The 20,090-nt window shown below is 54.6% G+C and carries 21 protein-coding genes and 1 riboswitch; of the genes, 9 read left to right on the forward strand and 12 right to left on the reverse strand.

Annotated features, from left to right (window positions below; genetic code table 11):
- Window positions 1-63 precede the first annotated feature (63 nt).
- Both AC3WJN_RS01245 and AC3WJN_RS01250 read right to left on the reverse strand, forming a co-directional pair.
- Window positions 64-1,131 carry a SepM family pheromone-processing serine protease gene (locus AC3WJN_RS01245; protein ID WP_007777709.1) on the reverse strand — a complete coding sequence of 356 codons (1,068 nt, stop codon included), beginning with the start codon at window positions 1,129-1,131 and terminating at the stop codon, window positions 64-66.
- Window positions 1,128-1,922, reverse strand: a complete 795-nt coding sequence (locus AC3WJN_RS01250) for a patatin-like phospholipase family protein (RefSeq protein WP_005834363.1) — start codon at window positions 1,920-1,922, stop codon at window positions 1,128-1,130. The genes AC3WJN_RS01245 and AC3WJN_RS01250 overlap by 4 nt, the downstream gene beginning before the upstream one ends.
- Window positions 1,923-2,057: 135 nt before the next feature.
- Here AC3WJN_RS01250 and ylbJ point away from each other — a divergent pair, with 135 nt between their 5' ends.
- Window positions 2,058-3,290, forward strand: a complete 1,233-nt coding sequence (gene ylbJ, locus AC3WJN_RS01255) for a sporulation integral membrane protein YlbJ (RefSeq protein WP_007777707.1) — start codon at window positions 2,058-2,060, stop codon at window positions 3,288-3,290.
- A gap of 16 nt (window positions 3,291-3,306) precedes the next feature.
- On the opposite strand, the gene coaD is transcribed toward ylbJ, so the two are convergent.
- Window positions 3,307-3,789, reverse strand: a complete 483-nt coding sequence (gene coaD, locus AC3WJN_RS01260) for a pantetheine-phosphate adenylyltransferase (protein WP_005834369.1) — start codon at window positions 3,787-3,789, stop codon at window positions 3,307-3,309.
- A gap of 29 nt (window positions 3,790-3,818) precedes the next feature.
- Window positions 3,819-4,385, reverse strand: a complete 567-nt coding sequence (gene rsmD, locus AC3WJN_RS01265; RefSeq protein ID WP_005834371.1) for a 16S rRNA (guanine(966)-N(2))-methyltransferase RsmD — start codon at window positions 4,383-4,385, stop codon at window positions 3,819-3,821.
- A gap of 401 nt (window positions 4,386-4,786) precedes the next feature.
- On the opposite strand from rsmD, the gene AC3WJN_RS01270 reads away from it, so the two are divergent.
- Complete coding sequence (locus AC3WJN_RS01270; protein WP_005834373.1) at window positions 4,787-4,930, forward strand: hypothetical protein; 144 nt, start codon at window positions 4,787-4,789, stop codon at window positions 4,928-4,930.
- A gap of 244 nt (window positions 4,931-5,174) precedes the next feature.
- On the forward strand, window positions 5,175-6,143 hold the full coding sequence (gene ku / locus AC3WJN_RS01275) for a non-homologous end joining protein Ku (RefSeq protein ID WP_007777704.1): 969 nt from the start codon (window positions 5,175-5,177) through the stop codon (window positions 6,141-6,143).
- A gap of 141 nt (window positions 6,144-6,284) precedes the next feature.
- On the opposite strand, the gene AC3WJN_RS01280 is transcribed toward ku, so the two are convergent.
- A complete protein-coding gene (locus AC3WJN_RS01280; RefSeq protein WP_007777702.1) occupies window positions 6,285-7,166 on the reverse strand; it encodes a cation diffusion facilitator family transporter in 882 nt (293 codons plus the stop codon).
- Window positions 7,167-7,419: 253 nt separating this feature from the next.
- Window positions 7,420-7,530, forward strand: a riboswitch (TPP riboswitch).
- A gap of 151 nt (window positions 7,531-7,681) precedes the next feature.
- Between AC3WJN_RS01280 and thiC the strand changes: the two genes are divergently transcribed.
- Window positions 7,682-9,433 (forward strand): phosphomethylpyrimidine synthase ThiC, encoded by a 1,752-nt coding sequence (gene thiC / locus AC3WJN_RS01285; RefSeq protein WP_005834379.1) that lies wholly within the window; start codon window positions 7,682-7,684, stop codon window positions 9,431-9,433.
- A gap of 21 nt (window positions 9,434-9,454) precedes the next feature.
- Window positions 9,455-9,625, forward strand: a complete 171-nt coding sequence (locus tag AC3WJN_RS01290; protein ID WP_005834381.1) for a hypothetical protein — start codon at window positions 9,455-9,457, stop codon at window positions 9,623-9,625.
- 146 nt (window positions 9,626-9,771) lie between these two features.
- On the opposite strand, the gene AC3WJN_RS01295 is transcribed toward AC3WJN_RS01290, so the two are convergent.
- Window positions 9,772-10,101, reverse strand: a complete 330-nt coding sequence (locus tag AC3WJN_RS01295; RefSeq protein WP_035316740.1) for a DUF1904 family protein — start codon at window positions 10,099-10,101, stop codon at window positions 9,772-9,774.
- 484 nt (window positions 10,102-10,585) lie between these two features.
- Here AC3WJN_RS01295 and AC3WJN_RS01300 point away from each other — a divergent pair, with 484 nt between their 5' ends.
- Entirely contained in the window at window positions 10,586-11,530 is a 945-nt protein-coding gene (locus AC3WJN_RS01300) for an ATP-dependent DNA ligase (protein WP_005834384.1), read from the forward strand.
- 39 nt (window positions 11,531-11,569) lie between these two features.
- Here AC3WJN_RS01300 and AC3WJN_RS01305 read toward each other — a convergent pair whose 3' ends face one another.
- Genes AC3WJN_RS01305 through AC3WJN_RS01320 form a run of 4 tightly spaced genes read right to left on the reverse strand, consistent with a single transcriptional unit; the run spans window position 11,570 to window position 15,937 of the window.
- Complete coding sequence (locus AC3WJN_RS01305; protein ID WP_007777698.1) at window positions 11,570-12,928, reverse strand: GerAB/ArcD/ProY family transporter; 1,359 nt, start codon at window positions 12,926-12,928, stop codon at window positions 11,570-11,572.
- A gap of 12 nt (window positions 12,929-12,940) precedes the next feature.
- Entirely contained in the window at window positions 12,941-13,177 is a 237-nt protein-coding gene (locus tag AC3WJN_RS01310) for a hypothetical protein (protein ID WP_007777696.1), read from the reverse strand.
- Window positions 13,170-14,336: a Ger(x)C family spore germination protein gene (locus tag AC3WJN_RS01315; RefSeq protein ID WP_007777694.1), complete on the reverse strand. Its 1,167-nt coding sequence runs from the start codon at window positions 14,334-14,336 to the stop codon at window positions 13,170-13,172. The genes AC3WJN_RS01310 and AC3WJN_RS01315 overlap by 8 nt, the downstream gene beginning before the upstream one ends.
- A complete protein-coding gene (locus AC3WJN_RS01320; RefSeq protein WP_122952766.1) occupies window positions 14,333-15,937 on the reverse strand; it encodes a spore germination protein in 1,605 nt (534 codons plus the stop codon). The genes AC3WJN_RS01315 and AC3WJN_RS01320 overlap by 4 nt, the downstream gene beginning before the upstream one ends.
- Before the next feature lie 139 nt (window positions 15,938-16,076).
- On the opposite strand from AC3WJN_RS01320, the gene ligD reads away from it, so the two are divergent.
- The 3 genes from ligD (at window position 16,077) to AC3WJN_RS01335 (ending at window position 18,205) form a co-directional block, all read left to right on the forward strand.
- Complete coding sequence (ligD, locus tag AC3WJN_RS01325; RefSeq protein ID WP_005836341.1) at window positions 16,077-16,979, forward strand: non-homologous end-joining DNA ligase; 903 nt, start codon at window positions 16,077-16,079, stop codon at window positions 16,977-16,979.
- A 72-nt stretch (window positions 16,980-17,051) separates the two neighbouring features.
- Window positions 17,052-17,849, forward strand: a complete 798-nt coding sequence (gene lgt / locus AC3WJN_RS01330; RefSeq protein ID WP_005836343.1) for a prolipoprotein diacylglyceryl transferase — start codon at window positions 17,052-17,054, stop codon at window positions 17,847-17,849.
- Window positions 17,850-17,965: 116 nt separating this feature from the next.
- The gene (locus AC3WJN_RS01335; protein ID WP_005836345.1) at window positions 17,966-18,205 is read left to right on the forward strand and encodes a hypothetical protein; all 240 of its coding nucleotides are present in this window, start codon (window positions 17,966-17,968) and stop codon (window positions 18,203-18,205) included.
- A gap of 51 nt (window positions 18,206-18,256) precedes the next feature.
- Here AC3WJN_RS01335 and AC3WJN_RS01340 read toward each other — a convergent pair whose 3' ends face one another.
- Both AC3WJN_RS01340 and AC3WJN_RS01345 read right to left on the reverse strand, forming a co-directional pair.
- The gene (locus tag AC3WJN_RS01340; RefSeq protein WP_005836347.1) at window positions 18,257-19,276 is read right to left on the reverse strand and encodes an inorganic phosphate transporter; all 1,020 of its coding nucleotides are present in this window, start codon (window positions 19,274-19,276) and stop codon (window positions 18,257-18,259) included.
- Window positions 19,269-19,886 (reverse strand): DUF47 domain-containing protein, encoded by a 618-nt coding sequence (locus tag AC3WJN_RS01345; RefSeq protein WP_005836349.1) that lies wholly within the window; start codon window positions 19,884-19,886, stop codon window positions 19,269-19,271. The genes AC3WJN_RS01340 and AC3WJN_RS01345 overlap by 8 nt, the downstream gene beginning before the upstream one ends.
- Window positions 19,887-20,090 lie beyond the last annotated feature (204 nt).

The following is a 20,090-nucleotide window of genomic DNA, read 5'->3' on the forward strand; positions in this document are numbered from 1 at the left end:
CAAGGATGATTATAGCCCGTGCAAAAAGCTTTGTCAACCATTTTTCCTTGACAGCTTGTTTGCTCAGGAAGATTTCGGTTTTCGTCCATCCAGATACGCAATGGCATCCACAACATTTTTGACAGGAACGATCTGCATGGAGGTTCCGATCCGTTTGGCGGTAGCCAGGGCTTCCTGATAATTGGAGGTTGCATCAGGCGTATCCTGAGGCGCGAAGAAAATCTCCGCCCCCGCCTTGTCGGCTGCGATGACCTTGTGATTGATCCCGCCGATTCGGCCTACTGTCCCATCCAATGAAATGGTGCCTGTACCGGCAATTTTATAGCCTTTTGTCAAATCTTTCGCCGTATCGAGCTGATCCAAAATTTCCAGCGCCATCATCAGTCCGGCAGACGGGCCGCCAATGCCCTGCGACGCGATGGTCACTTTTTTCGGTATGACGATCTGCTGCTTGTTGTCAGGACGCACTCCGATCCCGACGGACTTTGACTCCGGCAGTGGTACCAAGGTTACCACCGTTTTGGCTTCTTGTCCATCTCTCGTGTATGTAATTTCCACCTGATCGCCGGCCTTTTTGCTTGCGAGAGCTTGCAGCAGGTCTTTGGCTTCGGCGGTGCGAACGCCGTCGACAGCCGTGATGATGTCGCCGATCTTCAGCACTTTTTTGGCAGGCAGGCCTTCCAGCGTCCCCATCACCCAGACGCCTTCCTTCTCGACCTTCACCTCGTAGCCTGCCAGGCGGAAAGCTACGGCCTCGGCGATCTTTTGCGAATTGTCCATCACCGCCTGCTCGCGGCGGACGAAGTCTTCGTTGTCCTCGCCTTTGCTTACGACCAGCTCCTTTGGCATCAATTCCGCATCGGGAGACAGGTTGGCGTAGACGTACCAGGCCAGATTGGCCTCGCCCATCCGCACGGTGGTGAGCATGAACGCGCCTGTCTCGTCCTTTTTGCCGCCCTCCACATCAATCATCGGCCCCAGCTCAATCGCCGAACCTGGCCGGGTCACGTAGTAATTTGTCGGGATAAAAAAAGAAAGTCCTACCAGTGCAACGATCAAGGCAAGAACCCAGCTAAAGCCTCTGCCCGCTCTTGATCTGCGTCTTTGTCCATAAAGCTGTTCCTCGCTCATCCGCTTTCCTCCCAGTTCGCAATCAGTTGCTGGATGCGCTCTGCCTGTGCTGCACCCTCGCGTTCGCCCAGCTCGATAATTTCCTCCACGCCAGAGTAGGCGATACTGCTATAGTGTCCAACATCCGGGCGGATTACGATGTCTGCCGCGATGATCCGATGGCGCAAAATTTCTCGTTCCATGACATCGATCGTCTGCGCGATGACATCAAAAATGCTGCTCACTTTCATCGGCGTATCGACCTGCGCGACGTCGACGGCAATGACGATGTCTGCTCCCATGTCTTTTAACACCGTCACCGGCACGCGGTCGATGACTCCTCCGTCGACGAGAAGCCGCCCGCCTACCTTTTCCGGAACGAAAATGCCCGGAATGGAAATGCTCGCCCTGACCGCCTGATCGATCGGCCCTTCGCGAAAAACGACCCGCTCGCCCGATTCGATATCTGTCGCCACGATCGCCAGTGGCTTTTGCAGCTCCTCCATCCGCTTGCCGTGGGTGAGCAGTTTAATCAGTTGCTTGATTTTTTCTCCCGCCACAAAACCCATGCTCGGTACAGTCAAGTCAAGCCAGTGCTTGCGCTTGAGGTTTTGCGCCAGTTTTCCCATCATGTGCGGCTCGATCCCGTTCGCATACACCGCCGCGATCAAACTTCCCATGCTGCTTCCCGCGAGCATGTCGATCTCGACACCGTGCGCTTCCAATGCTTTCAAGACGCCAATGTGCGCAAAACCGCGGGCTCCGCCTGAGCCTAGCGCCACTCCCACGATTGGCTTTCGCTTCGCCGTCATGCAAACACCTCCTGTAACAGCCTATGTGGCCACTCCCCGTTCCTTTCACACTGGAAAGATACAAGCTCACGCATAGATCATCCCGCTGCCACGTAGACATGTACTATGATCTTTTCGTCGACACAGGAGGATTCCATGTCACGCCACTCACCGATTTTCACCCTGTTGCTTGCCCTCTCGACTGTCGCGCTCGTCCTGACTTTGGTGATTTATTCGCAAATTTCGTTTGAAGCTGCCGTCCGCGGACTCAAAATCTGGTGGGAAGTCGTCTTTCCCTCTACCCTCCCGTTTATCGTCCTCTCCGAAGTATTGATGGGACTGGGCGTGGTCCACTTTGTCGGCGTGCTGCTCGAACCGTTGATGCGCCCTTTGTTCAACGTCCCCGGCACAGGCGGCTTCGTGCTCGCCATGGGCTTTTCCTCGGGGTATCCGGTGGCCGCCAAGCTGACGACCCGCTTGCGCCAGCAGGGCAGCGTGTCGAAAGCCGAAGGAGAGCGGCTCGTATCGTTTACGACGACGGGCGATCCGCTGTTTGTCATGGGAGCGGTCGCCATCGGCTTTTTTCACAGCGAACAAATGGGGATCGTCCTGGCCTTGACCCACTATTTGTCGGCAATCATCATGGGGCTTGTTTCCCGCTTCCACGCTCCGTTTGCCGCCGTCTCGAAGCCATTGGAAAAAACGAGCCTGCCGCTGCCGCTTCGGGCGCTGCAAGCGATGCACCGCGCGCGAATCCGCGACGGGCGGCCGTTCGGCAAGCTGATGGGCGATGCCGTGCAGTCCGCGCTGAACACGCTGTTCATGATCGGCGGCTTTATCATCGTCTTTTCCGTCTTGATCCAACTGTTTGCCGCCATTCACCTGACGCAGATGATTAGCACGCTGCTCGCCATCTTTCTCGGCCCCTTCGGCTTTCCGCCTGCCTTTTCCCAGGCGATCGTCGCCGGGCTGTTCGAGGTCACGCTGGGCGCGCAAGCAGCCAGCGTCGTACCTGACGGCGTCTCCATGGTCTGGAAGGCGGCCATCGCCAGCGCCGTGCTTTCCTGGGGCGGCCTGAGCGTCCATGCGCAAGTGGCGAGCATTCTCAGCGAAACCGATATTCGCGTAGCGCCTTATTTCATCGCCCGTGCCCTGCACGCCGTGTTGGCGGCGATTTTGACGTTTGTCTTCTGGCAGCCGCTGGTCAAGGTCAGTACGTGGTTTCTGGAAAAAAGCGTTCCCGTCTTCATGCCGACCACAGCGGGAATCCCCGTTACGAGTTGGTGGGAGACGATCGCTTTTTCCGGCACGCTCGCAGTCGGCGTAGCTGTCCTGCTGTTTGCGATCAGCTTGCTGGCCCGCTATGTTCAAAGCGGCAAGACGAGATAAACGGCTTCTTTCCCGTTTACAACTGGGCCATTTTTCGCTTGAGCGCCTCTTCGACGGCTGGCGGCACGAGATCGGCAACACTCGCCTTGTATCTCGCCACTTCCTTCACGATGCTGGAGCTTAAATACGAGTACTGGTTGCTGGTCATCATGAAAAACGTCTCGATCTGGTCGTCGAGCTTCTTGTTGATCGAGGCAACCTGCATCTCGTATTCAAAGTCGGAGACGGCGCGCAGACCGCGAATGATGACTTTGGCTCCGCGCCTGTTCATGTAGTCGATCAACAGACCGTCAAACGAGTCGATCTCCACATTGTCCATGTCCGCTGTCACCTGGCGAAGCATCTCGACGCGCTCGTCCACGCTGAACAGGGAATTTTTTTTGGAATTAATCAAAACGGCTACGATTACTTTGTCAAACACCTTGGCCCCCCGACTGATAATATCGAGATGTCCGTAGGTCACAGGGTCAAAGCTTCCCGAGCAAACGGCGATCGCCATTTTGTTTCCTCCTTTTCGTGTGCTGGTGCTTACGCTTCCTTTTGCGGATCGTAATAATACAAGGTGACAGCCGTATCGCCGTAGGTCGCTTGCCGATCCTTGACGCAATCGCCGATCGCATCGGGAAAAGCGTCTTTGCTGTCGTGCTCCGCCACGATCCAGGCGCCTTCTGCGAGCAGGCCGAGCGCTTGCAGTTGCTCGATCTCTTCCACGATTCGTTGCTTCGCGTACGGAGGGTCGAGAAAAACGAGCTCGAACGGCTGGGCGCGCTTGGCCAACTGCCGGATCGCCCGCTCCGCATCCATGCGGTAAAGCTCGGCGTACTCGTCCAGTCGGCAGGCGCTGACATTTTGCTTGACGACGGCGAACGCTTTTGCATCCCGCTCAACAAAGACAGCCTTGTCCGCTCCCCGGCTCAGCGCCTCGATGCCCAGGCTACCTGTTCCGGCGTACAAATCCAATGCCCAGCCCCCGTCAAAATACGGGCCGATCATGTTAAAAATCGATTCCTTAACCTTGTCGGTCGTCGGCCGCGTCCCGCTACCTGGGACGGCGGCCAGTTTTCTACCTCTGTGTTCTCCCGCGATGACGCGCATAATGATTTCACCTGTTCAAAGAAGTTATAAGGGATAAAAGCTGATATCATACTATCACAACTGCCTACCCCCGTAAAATTGGCAACTGGAAAATTTATGGCGGATTGCGCGTATAGAATGCACAAAGATTGGAAAACATGATGGATAGCGACGCAACGGTGTCGCTGACAACCGCGGAGAAGACTTACGTTTCCCCATAAGCTCTTCCTCCGGTTTCTCCTCTCCCATAATTGAAAGGCAGTTCACTTTGGCGCACGGCGTGTCTGATAGGAGCATTCCGTGCCGACGCTCCCCGCGCGGGAGGAGTTGAACCGCTGCCCCATCGTCTTTTGGCGAGGGGGTATTTTTTTGCCCGCTGGGGGAGCATACTACTTTCACCTATTCCAAAAGGGGGAATCGACATGGCAGAAAAACAACCGTCCGCGCAAAAGCTGAAAGCGTCCAAGGCCCAGTCCATTGCCGACCGTACCGGAACAGGCGTCGAGCAAGCGCGGGAAATGCAGTCGCGCGCGGACCAGTCCGACATTATCAAGCACGGCCAATAACGCGAACACAAGCTAAAAAAGCCAGTCGCTACATCTGAACTGCACCCGATTGTTAGATACACCTAACAGTTGGAGGTGCAGTTTTTTTGTCTACGTTTACAGTTCTTCGCTATTTCCATGCCGGCTGGCGACGATGACAATGTTTCCCCGCCTGCATTTCCCTTGCGGCATCCGCTTGTCGGCTACAAACAATAAACAAAAACAGTCGCAGCCACGCAAAAACAGTCCGTACTGGAGGAATCATATGCACACCGTCTGGAAAGGCTCAATCAGCTTCGGCCTGGTCAATATACCCGTCCGCATGTTTACGGCAACAGAGGAACGGGACATTCGCTTTCGCCAACTGCACAAGGAATGCAACACCCCGATCAAATACGCCAAAATGTGCCCGCATTGCCAGCGGGAAGTGGAACCGAGCGAAATCGTCCGCGGGTACGAGTACGAAAAAGGCCATTTTGTCATGATTAACGACGAAGACCTGGAGGCGATCACGCCCGAGACGCGCCGCGCCATTGAAATTCTCGACTTCGTGGACTTGTCGGAGATCGACCCGGTTTACTTTGACAAAAGCTACTTCCTGTCTCCGCAAGATACGGGAGAAAAGGCGTATGCGCTGCTGCGCGCCGCCATGGAGCAGACCGGAAAGATCGCCGTCGCCCAGGTGACGATGCGCAATCGGCAAAGTCTCGCCGTCATTCGGCTGTACGAGCATTGCATCATGCTGGAAACGATTTTTTACCCGGACGAGGTGCGCCCGGTCAGTCAAGTGCCCGCCTTGCCGGAGGCTACTGTCCCGCTCGCGGAAAACGAACTGAAAATGGCGACAGAGCTGATCGGCAACATGACCGTTCCGTTCGATCCCGCCAAGTACACCGACGAATACCGCGTCGAGTTGCAAAAAATGATCGAGAAAAAGCTGGAGGGCCAGGAGATCGCCACCGCTCCGACGGTTGCGCGCACGAATGTGATCGACCTGATGCAAGCTTTGAAGGAAAGCCTGGCCTCGACAGCAGGCACTACGGGCAGTCCCGTGAAGCTTGCGCCGGAGCCTGCCCCGGCAGCCGCGAAGCCGAAAGCAGGGCGCAAACGGGCCGCTTCTGCGGAGAAAGCGGACAAGACAGCCTCCCCTGCCAAAGAAGCGGTGGGGAAATCGAGTCCCGGTCCGACCTCGACAACGAAAACGCTTCGCCGCAAAAAAGCCACTCCTGTGTAAAGCGGCGTTGGAACAGTTGGTGGTGCGGTGCGAAGCCATAAGCAGAACACTTGGCTTGCGCGCAGCCATTGGCGACGCCTTAGCCTTACCGGATAACGTCTGCGCAAAAAAACCTGCCCCATTTGCGGACAGGTTTTTTGCTTATCTTTTTGCGAGCTGTTGTTCCGGTTCGATATGAATGTGAACCGTATTGATTTTGTGCACACGTTTCATCCGTTCTTCGATATTTTCGGTGATGGTGTGGCTTTCTACTACGTTCAACTGCGGATCGACGTGGATCACGACGTCAACGAGCACGCTGCTGCCGTGATAACGCGCCTTGATGTCCTTGATCGCTTTCACCCCGGAAATGGAGAAGATCGTCTCCTTCAGCTCCTCCAGTTGCCCCTCATCGAAGCCATCTGTTAAGCGATGCGTCGCCTCCCGGAAAATATCCCACGCCGTCTTCAGAATAATCACCCCGACCACGAGCGCTGCCAGCGGGTCGAGCCAATGCAGTTGGAACTGCGCGCCCGCCACTCCGACAAACGTCCCGATGCTGACGAAGGCATCCGAGCGGTTGTCGGCAGCGGCCGCGAGCAACGCCTGGCTGTTCGTTTTCACGGCGAGTTGGTGATTGTACCGATAGACCCCGAGCATGATGACCGCAGTCGCCAGCGCCGTCCAGCCTGCCAACAAGTCGGGAGCAGTGTGGTTTGTATCAAACAGCGTCGGAATCGCTCCGGTAATGACCTCCAGCCCGACAAACAGCATGATGAACGACGCGACCAGGGCAGAGATCGTCTCCGCGCGAAAATGGCCGTACGGATGGTCGCGATCCGGCGGCTTGCGGGCAATGCGCAGCCCGATCAGCACGGCAATCGACGCCACCACGTCCGTCGAGTTGTTCAGCCCGTCCGCCATTAACGCTGCCGAGCCTGTCAGCACCGCAACCCCTATTTTTAACGCCGAGCAGAAAATATAGGCGATAATGCTGACCCACGCGCCCCGCTCTCCTTGCTTCAGATCCGAATATACATCCACACTCCATCACCTCAAAAAATCTCAATCGCCCTATTCGCCCAAAGCCTTAGAACAGAACGTATAAAAGCAGTTTCTCGTTTTTTCGAATTTCATCGTACCAGACGCAATTCGTGTGGGTCTACAGAAACAGTTTTAGTCCGATTCATGAGTATAGAGGGGGGGAAAATGTGTTGCCCTGTGGCAATTTTTGTTGGAAACTTTTTCTTGCCAAGCACGGCTGTTCTCCGGTATCCTAATCTTGCAACGACAACCAAAAACAAGCACGGGAGCTTGGAAATCACCAGGCTGAGAGGATGGTACTGTGCCATCGACCGTTGAACCTGAACTGGGTAATGCCAGCGGAGGAATGTCCATATGACAGATTAGCGACGCGTATCTTTTTTTCGGATACCCGTCTCTTCTCTACTCTCGCGTCTGGCGTCGCATGTTCCCATGCGGCGTTTTTTCGCGACGGGCCTCTTTCGCCTCCCTACAAGGTTCGCGCTTTCGTGCAACCAAGCCAAGGAGGTTTTTTTATGTCATCCATTTCATCTTTTCCCGGAAGCCGCAAAGTATACGAGGTAGGCAGCCGCCCCGACATTCGCGTGCCGATGCGCGAAATTGCGCTATCGCCTACCGAGGGGCTGTACGGCACCACGCCAAACCCGCCGTTGCGCGTGTACGACACAAGCGGCGAATACACGGCCGAAGGTTATGTCGCCGACATCAACAAAGGGCTGCCGCTCGTGCGCCAGCGCTGGATCGAGGAGCGCGACGATACGGAGAGCTATGCCGGCCGCGAGCCAAAGCCTGTGGACGACGGAATCCGCAACGCCGACAGCGCAGGGAAGATGCCCGCTTTCCCGCGCGAAGGCTATCAGCCGAGACGGGCGAAGCCAGGCAAGACGGTCACCCAGCTTCACTACGCCCGCCGTCACATCATCACGCCGGAGATGGAGTACATCGCCATCCGCGAAGGCGTCACGCCGGAGTTCGTCCGGGCTGAGGTGGCGGCAGGCCGCGCGATCATTCCCGCCAATATCAATCATCCGGAAGCGGAGCCGATGATTATCGGCCGGAATTTTCACGTCAAGGTCAACGCCAACATCGGCACTTCTGCCGTCAGCTCCTCAATGGAAGAAGAAGTCGAAAAAATGATCTGGTCGGTGCGCTGGGGCGCGGACACGATCATGGACTTGTCGACCGGAAAGCACATCCACACGACGCGCGAGTGGATCATCCGCAACAGCCCGGTGCCTGTCGGAACCGTACCGATTTACCAGGCGCTTGAAAAAGTGAACGGCAAAGCGGAGGATTTGACCTGGGAAGTCTACCGGGACACGCTGATTGAACAGGCAGAGCAAGGCGTCGATTATTTCACCATTCACGCCGGCGTCCTGCTCCGCTACATTCCGCTGACCGCGAAGCGCGTGACCGGAATCGTCTCGCGCGGCGGCTCCATTCTGGCTGCGTGGTGTCTCGCCCATCACGAGGAAAACTTTTTGTACACGCATTTCGAAGAGATTTGCGAGATTCTCAAGGCGTATGACATCAGCGTGTCGCTTGGAGACGGCTTGCGCCCCGGCTCGATTGCAGATGCGAATGACGAGGCCCAGTTTGCCGAACTAGAGACACTCGGCGAGCTGACGAAAATCGCCTGGAAGCACGACGTGCAGGTGATGATTGAAGGACCCGGCCACGTCCCGATGCACCTCATTCGCGAAAACATGGACAAACAACTAGCGATTTGCCACGAGGCGCCTTTTTATACGCTCGGGCCGTTGACGACAGACATCGCGCCCGGCTACGACCACATCACCTCGGCGATCGGTGCCGCGATGATCGGCTGGTTTGGCACCGCGATGCTCTGCTACGTCACGCCCAAGGAGCATCTCGGCCTGCCGAACAAGGAAGACGTGCGCAACGGTCTCATCGCCTATAAAATCGCCGCTCATGCAGCGGATTTGGCCAAAGGCCACCCGCGAGCAAAACAGCGCGACGACGCTTTGTCCAAAGCCCGCTTCGAGTTTCGCTGGAACGACCAGTTCAACCTGTCGCTCGACCCCGAGCGCGCCCGCGAATACCACGATGAGACGCTGCCTGCCGAAGCAGCGAAGTCCGCGCATTTTTGCTCGATGTGCGGCCCGAAATTTTGCAGCATGAAAATCTCGCACGACATCCGCCACCAGGCCCAGGAGCAGGAGCGGATCGAGCCTGCCGCCATCGCAGCGGGCCTGCAAGAAAAAGCCCGCGAATTTCGCGAGCAAGGAAGTCAACTGTACAAATAAGCGCCCGGAGGTGGCAGACGATTGAATGATGTGTTGCAATTGCGAAAAGAGATCGCGCGCCTGGAGGTTGACCTTGAACGTCTGAAGCGCCAACTGGCCCATTTGCAAAAAACGTGCGCGCATGAGTTCGTCGAGACCCCCCTCGCCCGCACCTGCGCCAAATGCTTGCAAACGGAAAGCCTCTATTATTAGACAGCTTCCCTGCCACACCTAGGAAAGTTGGCTGCGCCAATGGCTCGGCCCCAGCCTTAATTGCCCCTTGTACTGGATAAGCAGCTTATGCACAAAAAAGACCGCCATCCTCGACAGTGGGATGGCGGTCTTTTCACCTGCTCGCTTCAGCCTGAGACTTTGACTTGCAAAGGAAGCCCTTCCTTATAATACAGCTCGGGCGACAGCAGGATAAAGAAAATATGGACGTTCTGGAAACCTTGCTTTTGCAAAATCCGGTTCATCGTGCTGGCGATCTGGTCGTGCTGCTTTTGCTCCCGGGGAAACATCATGATTTCAAGCGACAACGGACTGTTCGTCAACTGCTCGACCAGAAGCAGCTCCAGCTTGACTTTTTCCTGGCTCACTTCCGCGATGCGGGCAAACTCTTCTATAATAAGGGGCGATACCAATTGCAGCTTTTCTTTTTCAAAGCCTTTAAAGCGAAGAAACGGCAAGTCAATTCCTTCTTTCCGGAACAGGCGGCCAGCAACAGCAACGCACGCCGAAGCTGTTCCCAAAATCATTACCTCAGTAATTATAAACTACAGTCTATTTCTGGATCAACGAAAAAAGAATGAAGAAAAGTGAAGGCGAGCAACTTGGTTGCCCCTATACTTACTAAGAATCTTATCCATTCTTCTCTGTACAAAAAAGGACTATATCCAGAAATGACTTTCTCCTTGCGCACTTGTGGTGGACGTACCACGATAGGAGGTCAAAAGTCTGTCAGATATAGCCCATCCATACTGTTTCCAACGCGTTTCAAATCATGCATGATGTTTCGTGAACTGCTTCCTAGTATAACGCAAATACAATACTTAATCAATAAAGAAGTTTCTTAAAATTCAATCAAAACTCTCTGTCCTGACCCGTGCATAGACGATCGCGAATGGTGACACCGTACAAATGGCAGACACCAAGCACATACGGGAGGCTACCATGAAGCTAACGCCGATTATTCCTTTCGAGCCGACGACGACGGATGACATCGCGGATGGCCCCGACTGGATTGCGCAAGTCAAATGGGATGGGATCAGGCTGTTGACGTACTACGACGGCAACTCGGTCAAGCTGTACAATCGCAAGGCTAACGAGCGGACTTTGCACTACCCGGAAATCGCCGCAATCTCCGACTACTGCCGGGCGCAGTCCGTCATTCTCGACGGCGAGGTCGTTGCACTTGGTGCAGATGGCAAGCCTTCTTTTTACGAGGTCATGCGCAGGGACGGTCTGCGACGGATGGAAAAAATCGCAGCCGTAAAGCGTCAGGTCCCCATCTTCTACATGATTTTTGACGTCCTGTACGCAGACGGCGAATGGGTCACGGCCTGTCCGCTGGCAGAGCGCCAGCGCCTGTTGCAAAAGCTCATCTCCCCGACGCCCACGGTGCAGCTCGTCGACAATTTTACGAGTGGCCGGGAGTTGTTTCAGACGATCGAGCAGCAAGGGATGGAAGGCGTCATCATCAAAGATTTGACCAGCACGTATGCCATCGCCGGAAAAGATGCGCGCTGGCAAAAGAAAAAAAACTACCGGGATTTGATCGCGGTGGTAGGCGGAGTGACGATGCGGGATCAGACGGTCAATTCCTTGCTGCTCGGGCTTTACGACGCCAAGGGCGCTCTCTGGTATATCGGCCATGCCGGAACCGGAAAGCTGACCCACAGCGATTGGCGCAGCTTGACCGAAACGATTCAGCCGTTGATCCAGGCTGACATGCCTTTTCATAACAAGCCGGAGCGCATCAACGGCACCATCTGGCTAAAGCCGCAGCTCACAGCCAAAATTCAGTACGCAGAGTGGGCAGACGGGCACTCCTTGCGCCAGCCGAGCATCCAGGGCTTCGTCGACTCCCCTGCCCGCCAGTGCACATTCGAAGCGTAAACCGCAGCACCAGCATACAGGCGGGCAAAACGACGGGCCTTACTGCCGAAAACTGCCTTGCTGCTTGGGCCGCCCCAGCCTTTGCTTGCCGTGGTTGAGGGCCTGCATTTCTCCGTAGCTGGTCAACACCCCGATCACCAGGAACACGATGTAGGCGATGGCCGTCGCGATCCCTGCCGCCGGAGATTTGTCCCGCAGCAGATCCCCGACCAAGATCGTCAGGAAACAGCCTGCAATGCTGAATACTCCCCCCCACACCATCATCCGGTAAAAGCGGTGCAGCTTCGTGCCTCGCGGAATCAGAGCCTGGCCTTCTTCCCGTTTTTTCCGGCGGGCGACGATAAACAGAAACAGGAGCAGCGGCACCTGAAAAAGCACGACAAGCAGCGGAAAGCTGTAGCTGATGAACTGGTTGATATCCGACACCTTGGGAAAGGCGAGCAGCGAGGTCACCACCATGAAGCAGCCGGTGGGCGCGTTGTACGTGTTGTAGTGCAACTGTCCGCCAAACGATCCTACGCCCACGAGGAAGGCCAGATAGGCGACGATGACTTTAATGCTGAACGCAGGAAACCACAAGCTGAACAAAATCATTTCCACCCGGTCGAGAAAGTCCGTCAGGTGAATTTGCTGCACGAGAATGTAGATCGGAAAATTGAGTCGGCCCGCAATGACGTAGCCCATCACCCCAAGGAGAATCAGCACCGTAAGCGTGGTCGTGAAGCAGGCGATCATGATTCCGTGCTTCATGGCGGTAAACAGGAGACGCGGCTCGCTGCTGGCGTGCAAAAAAGCGCCAAACAGCAAAATGTCTCCGTAAACGCCGATCGGCAGCAGGTTGCTTATCGTAATCCGATCCAGGCTCGTGCTCAAAATCGGCTCCAGCCGCTCGATGCTGTACTCGTTCATCAAAAGAAAGTAGAGCAGCAGGCACATGATGAAGTAGGCGGGAAAAAAAATTTCGTTGACCCTCGCCGCCACCTCCAGGCTCGTTTTGCCGTAGTACATCAACAGAAGAACGAACACAAGCAGGATGATTTCCAAGGGCGTCTCCGGCAAGAGGGAGATATGCAAAAAGTCGGCAGCCCCTTTTATATCGAGGGCGAGGATCACCCAAATATAAAACAGGATCAAGCAGTTGATAAAGCCGCCGAACCATTTGCCGCAGATGATGAACATGATCTCGAACAAGTTTTTCCCCGGGTAGGCGCGCACAAGCTCCGACAATACATAGGCGACGAGCAAGGCATAGCAAGCCGGAAGAATTTGCGAGAACCACGAATCCATCTTGGCGACCTGCACAACCGACCGCAAAAAGCTTATCATCATCCCTGTCATCAGCAGACTTCCGACCAGCCAGGCGATTTGCCGATGATTGACGACTTGCTTGTGTATCATGCGCTCCCTCCTCTACAGGATCTGGTCGATCCACATTTTCACCCGTGGCGTGAGGATGTTCAAAAAAAAGTCGGTTGGTATCATCCTGGTATGCTGAAATTGGATCGCGTACAATCCGAGCACGGAAAGGGCGTAAATCGTATAAATGACGATTTGCTGCCTTCGCTGCATCTGCTTGCGCTTGAAGAAAAAATCGAAAAAGGAAAACACCAGCATCAGGATTAACAAACATAAAAACAATCTATTCATTCTCGCGGTCTTCCTTTGTGATGTTTTTCGTCGTTTGCCCGATATCTTCGACGGCCACCTTGGAACGGATCGTGAACGTAATTTCCGGCAGTTCTTCACTCCAACGGTCCCGGTACGTTTCCCGCCACTCCCGGGGGAATTGTCTGGCCATAATAAGGCCCATTCCAATTGTGTCCGTCCGATACTTTTGCATTAACTGCAACGTGTTCTTCACGCTGACCTCGACCTCTTTTTTGAGCATGTCCTCGATCATCGCAATGTTCTTTTTATGCTCCAGATCCAGATTCGTCATGTTCTCCACTATCACACTTGTCGCGTGCACCATGATGTCGTAATGGACCCGCCCTTTTTTCAAAACAGGCTTGAGATCGGCCTTTCCTTTTGAAAAGTAGAAGGTCAGCCGGCCTTTGTCGCCAAGCGAGAGCACGACAGAGAACGGCATGAAGTTGCGCTGAAACCAGCGAAGACCTTTGATCGATTCGGCCTTGGACACATACACGAGCTTGTCACCGCGAAACAGGCCGATCCCCGTAAACTCGACTTCCTTCGACTTGCCTTTGGGATGCGAGTCAACGGGAGCCAGCACCGGGAGAAACGCATCAATCCCGGGTGTAGTGAGCATCTGTGCAACGTCTTTGAGCGATACGGGAATCGCCTCCATTTTCACCAACTCGCGCATCGCCTCCCCGGAAAAGCGTTCGAACTGCGGCTGGGCATTCAACAGCTCGATCCCTTTGCCTTTGGTCATGACGAGATAAGCGGTCAGCCGATTTTCGGGAAAACGGGCCACGATGTCCAATACGTCGCTCATCCCCTCCTTGGCCAGTTGCTCGCCGATGACAATCATCCGGTGGTGGGAATAGTACAGCTCGCGAGACATGCGCGACTGGATCATGCTGTTCGCTTCCCTGATCGTCTTGCCGACGGCTGAGTCCACATAGTACGTCTTGTCTCCGCTCGTCCCGCCTCCCCCGCCAGACGTGGAGCCGAGACTGCTGACCAGCGGAACCTGCACGGACAAGCGATAATGGCCGTTTGGCTCCTTGTCCATCGCCATTGCAATCACGATCGCCATATCGTTTACTTCCCGCCGATCCCAGCAGCCTGACACCACCAGCATTCCCATCAGCAACACGACAATCGGAGTGAGACGTTTCACGCTTTGCCCTCCTCGTCTGAATTCCCGCGGCTCGTCGTTCCTGCGTGCCCTCCTCTTTGCTGCACCTGGTTGGCAAAGTTTGCGTTCATCCGCCTCGCATCTCGAATCCCGAGAAAGCTGGGCCGCTTTTCCATAAACGACCACGGCACCCGCACCAGAACATCCTTCAAGTCTCCAACGGACATCGGGGCAAGCGGAGACAGGTACGGGACGCCAAAGGAGCGCAAGTTAGCCATATGCCCCAAAATGAGCAGCACGCCTACCAAAATGCCGTAAATGCCGAGAATAGAGGCCGCAATCATCAGCGGGAAGCGCAGCATTCGCAGCGAAATGGCCGCATTGAAGTGCGGAATCGTAAAAGAGGCGATCCCGGTGAGCGACACGACAATGACCATCGGCGCGGAAACAATCCCGGCTTGCACGGCCGCCTGTCCGACGACGAGCGCCCCCAAAATACTGACGGCCTGCCCGACCGTTTTCGGGAGGCGAATCCCCGCTTCACGCAGCGCTTCAAAGGCAATTTCCATAATGAGCGCCTCCACGATCGCGGGAAAAGGAATCGACTCGCGAGCTGCGGCGACGCTCAAGAGCAAGGTCGTCGGCAGCATTTGCTGGTGGTACGTCGTAATCGCCACGTACAGCGCAGGCGTAACCAGCGCAATAATCAGAAACAAATAGCGCAGCCAGCGGAGCAGCGTCGTCATCTGGAAGCGCTCGAAGTAGTCCTCGCTCGCCTGCATCAGCATCCAAAACGTGGCGGGAGCGATCAGCACCATCGGCGTGCCATCGACAAAAATAGCGACGCGCCCTTCCAAGATCGAAGCCGCCACCGTGTCCGGCCGCTCGGAATACATGAGCTGGGGAAAGGGCGAATAGACGTTGTCCTGAATCAGCTCTTCGATGTAGCCGCTCTCCAAAATGGCGTCGATGTCGATGTTGCTGATGCGTTGGGAAACCTCTTCCACGACTTGCGGGTCCGCGATGCCTTCCAAAAACGCGACCACGATGTTTGTATTCGTCTCTCTCCCCACGACCAGCGACTTCATTTTCAACCGGGGCGTGCGCAATTTGCGCCGCAGCATCGACGTGTTCGTGCGGATGTTTTCAATGAAGCCTTCCCGCGGCCCGCGCACGACGGCTTCTCCCTCCGGCTCGTTGACCGAGCGCTTTTCCGCACCGCGGATGCCCAGCGTGAGTGCCTCGACATTTCCGTCGACCATAATGCCGGTATCGCCGGACAGCACAGCCTGCAAAAGCTGCTTGTAATCGTTCACCCGCGCGATTTGCGAGACGGGCAGCAGCGCTTCTTCGATTACTTCGATGTCGTCATCGCCCTTTTCCATCACCATGAGCGATTTCAGCGCCTGGTTCACTTCGGCGGTATCAATCAAGCCGTCTACAAAAATCGCGGCCGCACGCGCACTGTGTTTTAGCCTAAACTCGCGGATGACAAAATCCGAGCAATCCGAGAACAGCTTTTTCAACACTTCTACGTTGTCATCCAAATCCGGAAAAAGCGCAATGCCTTCCATCTCAAGCAAGCTGCACGTATCAATCGTCTCCAGCAATTTTTCGATTCTGCTTTTTTTCCTGAACTCCATCTCATCACCAGCCACTGGAAAGCTAACGGTATTATGGGTGATTTACTGGAAAGATATGCAGTCCGCCCGTGGGCTGCATATCCGTTTCGCGAACGGGAGAAAGTAGGAGCACATCTACCGCCCAAAGGAAGGTGCCATCGTGGCGAATGCAACCAAAGAATACGAGCTGACTATCGGCGGTCATGCCATCAGCATTACGAACCCGTACAAGCCGCTCTGGCCGGAAGCGAATGTGACCAAGCTAGATTATTTGCGTTACCTCCTGACGGTGGCGCCGCATCTCTTGCGCTATGCCAAAGACCGGCTGTTAACCGTGATCCGCTATCCGCACGGCATCCACGACAAACATTTTTATCAAAAAAACATTCCCGAGTACGCCCCGTCCTGGATTCAGACGCACACGTGGGAAAACGTCCGCTATGTGCTGTGCAACGATGAAGCCACCCTCATGTGGATGGCCAATCAGGCGGCGCTGGAATGGCACGTTTCCTTTCATCTCGCGGCCGACGAGACGCCGACCGAGCTGGTGTTCGACCTCGATCCGTCCACGGAAGACTTTGCTGTCGTGATCGAGGCTGCGCTGCTCGTCAAGGAGCTGTTGGACGAGCTGAGGCTGCCCGCCTTTGTCAAGACTTCAGGAGCAAGCGGCCTGCAGGTGTACGTCCCGATCGAGCTACGCTATACGTTCGAGCAGACGAGACAGGTCGGGCAGTTTATCGCTTCGTATCTGGTCAACAAGCACCCTTCCTTTTTGACCATCGAGCGCATGGTGAAAAATCGCGGGGACAAGCTGTACATCGACTACTTGCAGCACTGGCGCGGCAAAACCCTTCCCGCTCCTTATTCGACGCGGGCCAAAAAAGGGGCGACCGTCTCCGCCCCGTTATTATGGGAGGAAGTGCCCAAGTCTCATCCCAGCGACTACACCGTACACACCGTTCCGCCACGCCTGAAAGAGAAGGGAGACTTGTTCGCCGCCGTCTCCCGCCCGACCACAAGAGCCTCCCTCGACCCGATCCTCGACTTTTTGCGCTTTCAGTAGGCGACCTATTGGAATCCCCCTGTCCAGGTATGCTATACTGTGCACAGACGTTTGAGGCAAGGAGGCATTTTCATGATTGATCCGATCGCGATTTCGCTCGGACCCCTTAAAATTCACTGGTACGGCATCATCATGGGGTTGGCTTTTTTTCTGGGGACTTACCTCGCGAGGTACAATTCCAAACGTTCCGGCATTGATCCCGATCACGTCCTGAACATGGTTGTGTTGATTATCCCGGCAGCGATTGTGTGTGCCCGCTTGTATTATGTCGCATTCGAATGGGCGCAGTACAAAGACAATCCACTGGACATCTTCGCGGTCTGGAAAGGCGGCCTGGCGATCCACGGCGGGCTGATCGGGGGAGTTCTCGCGGGAACGTACTACATTCGCAAGCACAAGCTTCCCTTCCTTCGCCTGGCTGATGTGTTCATGCCCAGTGTCATCCTCGGTCAAGCCATCGGCCGTTGGGGAAATTTCATCAACCAGGAAGCACACGGCGATGTAGCCTCTGCGGAATTTATGGCGAAGTTTCCCGCTTTCATCCGCGACCAGATGTTTATCGGCGGACAGTATTATCATCCGACGTTTTTGTACGAATCGCTGTGGAACTTGCTCGTCTTCGGCATCCTGCTGTTCATGCTGTATCGGTTTAAAAAATTCGATGGGCAAGTTTTGTTCAGCTACATGATTCTTTATTCCATCGGCCGCTTTTTCATCGAAGGCATGCGTACAGACAGCCTGCTGATCGCAGACACGCTGCGGGTCGCACAGCTTGTCAGCCTGAGCCTGATCGCCCTCGGGGCCATTCTGATGCTGGTCTTCGCTCGCAAAAGCAAGCAGTCAGGCCATTCCCACAATTCAATGGAATAGCAATCGGGACAATCCTGTACAACCACTCTCGCCGCTTTGGCAGAGTGGTTTTTTGCAGTTCGCTCGTCTGAATTGTCGCAATGCGGGAAATAACTAGAAGACAGGAGGGATCGCAGATGGATGACGGCATTTTGGAGGAATATCTGGACCGTCTGGTGCGCATACATTTTGCCCCGGACATGATCGGGCCAGGCTTGCCCGCCTACGCGGAAGGCAAGCTGTTCGACTACAGCCCCAACGGCATTCTGATCGAGGAAAAGGACGGCTCGCTCGACTACATTCCTTTTTCCGCTGTACGGCTCGTGCAAATCAAGCCAAAAGCCAGCTTGTGGGACCGTTTGACGGGTTTTGGGTAAGCAAAAAGACACCTCGCTACGAAACGGTACGTAGAAGGTGTCTTTTGTATTTTACAGGAAAACGTCGAAGACAACGTAACAGGCTGCGGCCAACAGACCCGTTACCGGGAGCGTAATGATCCAGGTAACGACGATGCGTCCAGCCACTCCCCATTTGACTGCGTTCAGCTTTTGCGACGCGCCTACACCCAAAATCGAAGAGGTGATGACATGGGTCGTACTGACCGGCAGTTTCAAGGTAGTAAAGATTGTGATAATCAAGGCAGATGACAGGTCGGCCGAAAAACCGCTGATTGGCTTGATTTTCATAATCTTGCCACCCATGGTTTTGATAATGCGCCAGCCGCCGAAGGAAGTCCCCAGCGCCATGGCAATCGCGGCGGACAGCTTGACCCACAGCGGGATCGCAAACTCGCCAGGCTCCTGCACCAAAAATCCGCCAGAGAGCAAGGCCAGCGTGATAACCCCCATCGTTTTCTGGGCGTCGTTGGCTCCGTGGCTGAAGGATTGCCAGGATGCAGACAACACTTGCAGCATGCGGAAGTTGCGATTCGTTTTATGGTAATTCATGTTGGCGACAATCGCGGAAACGATTTTGATGACGATAAAACCGATGACAAACGCGACGATCGGCGAAATGATGAGCGCCTTGACGATCTCAATGAAGCCTTCCATGTTGATCGAACCGAAGCCGGCAGCTCCTACAGCGGCACCTGCAACGCCTCCGATGATCGCATGCGAGGAAGAGCTCGGGATACCGAACCACCACGTAATCAAGTTCCACAAAATCGCAGCGGTCAAAGCTGCCAAGACGACAACCAGTCCATTTTCCAGCTTGAACGGGTCCGTGATTTTGCCCCCGATCGTCTTCGCTACACCCGTGTACGTCAGCGCGCCAATCAGGTTGAAGAGCGAGGCGATAACAATGGCTGTCCGCGGACTCAAGGCCCGGGTCGATACTGAGGTCGCAATGGCGTTGGCCGTGTCGTGAAAACCATTGATAAAGTCAAAACTCAGCGCCATGACGACGACAAGTACGAGAATAACAACCTCTGGCGAAAAATCAGGCATTCTTTAACACGATCCCTTCGACCAGGTTCGAAACGTCCTCGGCAAAGTCAGCACAGTCTTCTAGCTTGTCGTAAATTTCCTTGAGTTTGATCGCTTCGATCGGATTCGCATCCGGCGAATTCAGCAGATCGGATACCATTTTGCGGTAATTGGAGTCGGATTCATGCTCCAGATCTTTGATTTCCCGCGCGATTTTCGATACTACCTGATGATCGAGCTTGCGCAGCGTGCGAATCAGCTCAATCAGCTTTGCCGAACATTTGACCAAAATGTTTGCTTGTGCCAAAACGCGCGGCTCCGGCTGACGAACTTGATAGAGATACATGCGATCCGCAACACCGTCAATGTAATCGATCATCGAGTCCATTGTATGTGCGAGCTGGTGAATGTCTTCACGCTCAAGCGGAGTGATAAAGGTAGAATTCAATTCGTTCATGATGCGGCGAACGATCTCATCCCCTTCTTTTTCAACAGCCTTGATTGCCTTGACTTTGGCTTCCACATCTTGATAGTTTCCTATCATTTCATAAAAAAGATGAGTCCCTTTGTGCACCGTGGCAATCTGCTGTTCAAACAGATCAAAGAAGATATACTTGTTAGATTTCAACATACGGTCCTTCTTCACTCCTTTGGATAAATCACACCTAGACGATTATATCGAAAGATATTGTTGACGTAAATTTAAATTCAAGGGCAAGTGTGTAGATTTTTCTTTAAAAAAATATTAAGTTTTTGTAAATTTCCTTTACAATCCGCAAATAAAAATAAAACACCCGTCTCCTTGAGCGGGCGACAGGTGTTAGTCTTGCCATCT

Source organism: Brevibacillus sp. FW306-2-1A-C05A (assembly GCF_058781555.1).

Excerpts from the sequence above, each read along its gene's own strand:
- AC3WJN_RS01320 (WP_122952766.1), bottom strand. The coding sequence starts at position 15,937 with ATGGAGTTCAGGAAAAAAAGCAGAATCGAAAAATTGCTGGAGACGATT.
- lgt (WP_005836343.1), top strand. The coding sequence starts at position 17,052 with ATGATTGATCCGATCGCGATTTCGCTCGGACCCCTTAAAATTCACTGG.
- AC3WJN_RS01345 (WP_005836349.1), bottom strand. The coding sequence starts at position 19,886 with ATGTTGAAATCTAACAAGTATATCTTCTTTGATCTGTTTGAACAGCAG.
- ylbJ (WP_007777707.1), top strand. The coding sequence starts at position 2,058 with ATGTCACGCCACTCACCGATTTTCACCCTGTTGCTTGCCCTCTCGACT.
- AC3WJN_RS01305 (WP_007777698.1), bottom strand. The coding sequence starts at position 12,928 with ATGATACACAAGCAAGTCGTCAATCATCGGCAAATCGCCTGGCTGGTC.
- AC3WJN_RS01245 (WP_007777709.1), bottom strand. The coding sequence starts at position 1,131 with ATGAGCGAGGAACAGCTTTATGGACAAAGACGCAGATCAAGAGCGGGC.
- AC3WJN_RS01340 (WP_005836347.1), bottom strand. The coding sequence starts at position 19,276 with ATGCCTGATTTTTCGCCAGAGGTTGTTATTCTCGTACTTGTCGTCGTC.
- AC3WJN_RS01270 (WP_005834373.1), top strand. The coding sequence starts at position 4,787 with ATGGCAGAAAAACAACCGTCCGCGCAAAAGCTGAAAGCGTCCAAGGCC.
- rsmD (WP_005834371.1), bottom strand. The coding sequence starts at position 4,385 with ATGCGCGTCATCGCGGGAGAACACAGAGGTAGAAAACTGGCCGCCGTC.
- AC3WJN_RS01335 (WP_005836345.1), top strand. The coding sequence starts at position 17,966 with ATGGATGACGGCATTTTGGAGGAATATCTGGACCGTCTGGTGCGCATA.
- thiC (WP_005834379.1), top strand. The coding sequence starts at position 7,682 with ATGTCATCCATTTCATCTTTTCCCGGAAGCCGCAAAGTATACGAGGTA.
- AC3WJN_RS01300 (WP_005834384.1), top strand. The coding sequence starts at position 10,586 with ATGAAGCTAACGCCGATTATTCCTTTCGAGCCGACGACGACGGATGAC.
- AC3WJN_RS01250 (WP_005834363.1), bottom strand. The coding sequence starts at position 1,922 with ATGACGGCGAAGCGAAAGCCAATCGTGGGAGTGGCGCTAGGCTCAGGC.
- AC3WJN_RS01310 (WP_007777696.1), bottom strand. The coding sequence starts at position 13,177 with ATGAATAGATTGTTTTTATGTTTGTTAATCCTGATGCTGGTGTTTTCC.
- ku (WP_007777704.1), top strand. The coding sequence starts at position 5,175 with ATGCACACCGTCTGGAAAGGCTCAATCAGCTTCGGCCTGGTCAATATA.
- coaD (WP_005834369.1), bottom strand. The coding sequence starts at position 3,789 with ATGGCGATCGCCGTTTGCTCGGGAAGCTTTGACCCTGTGACCTACGGA.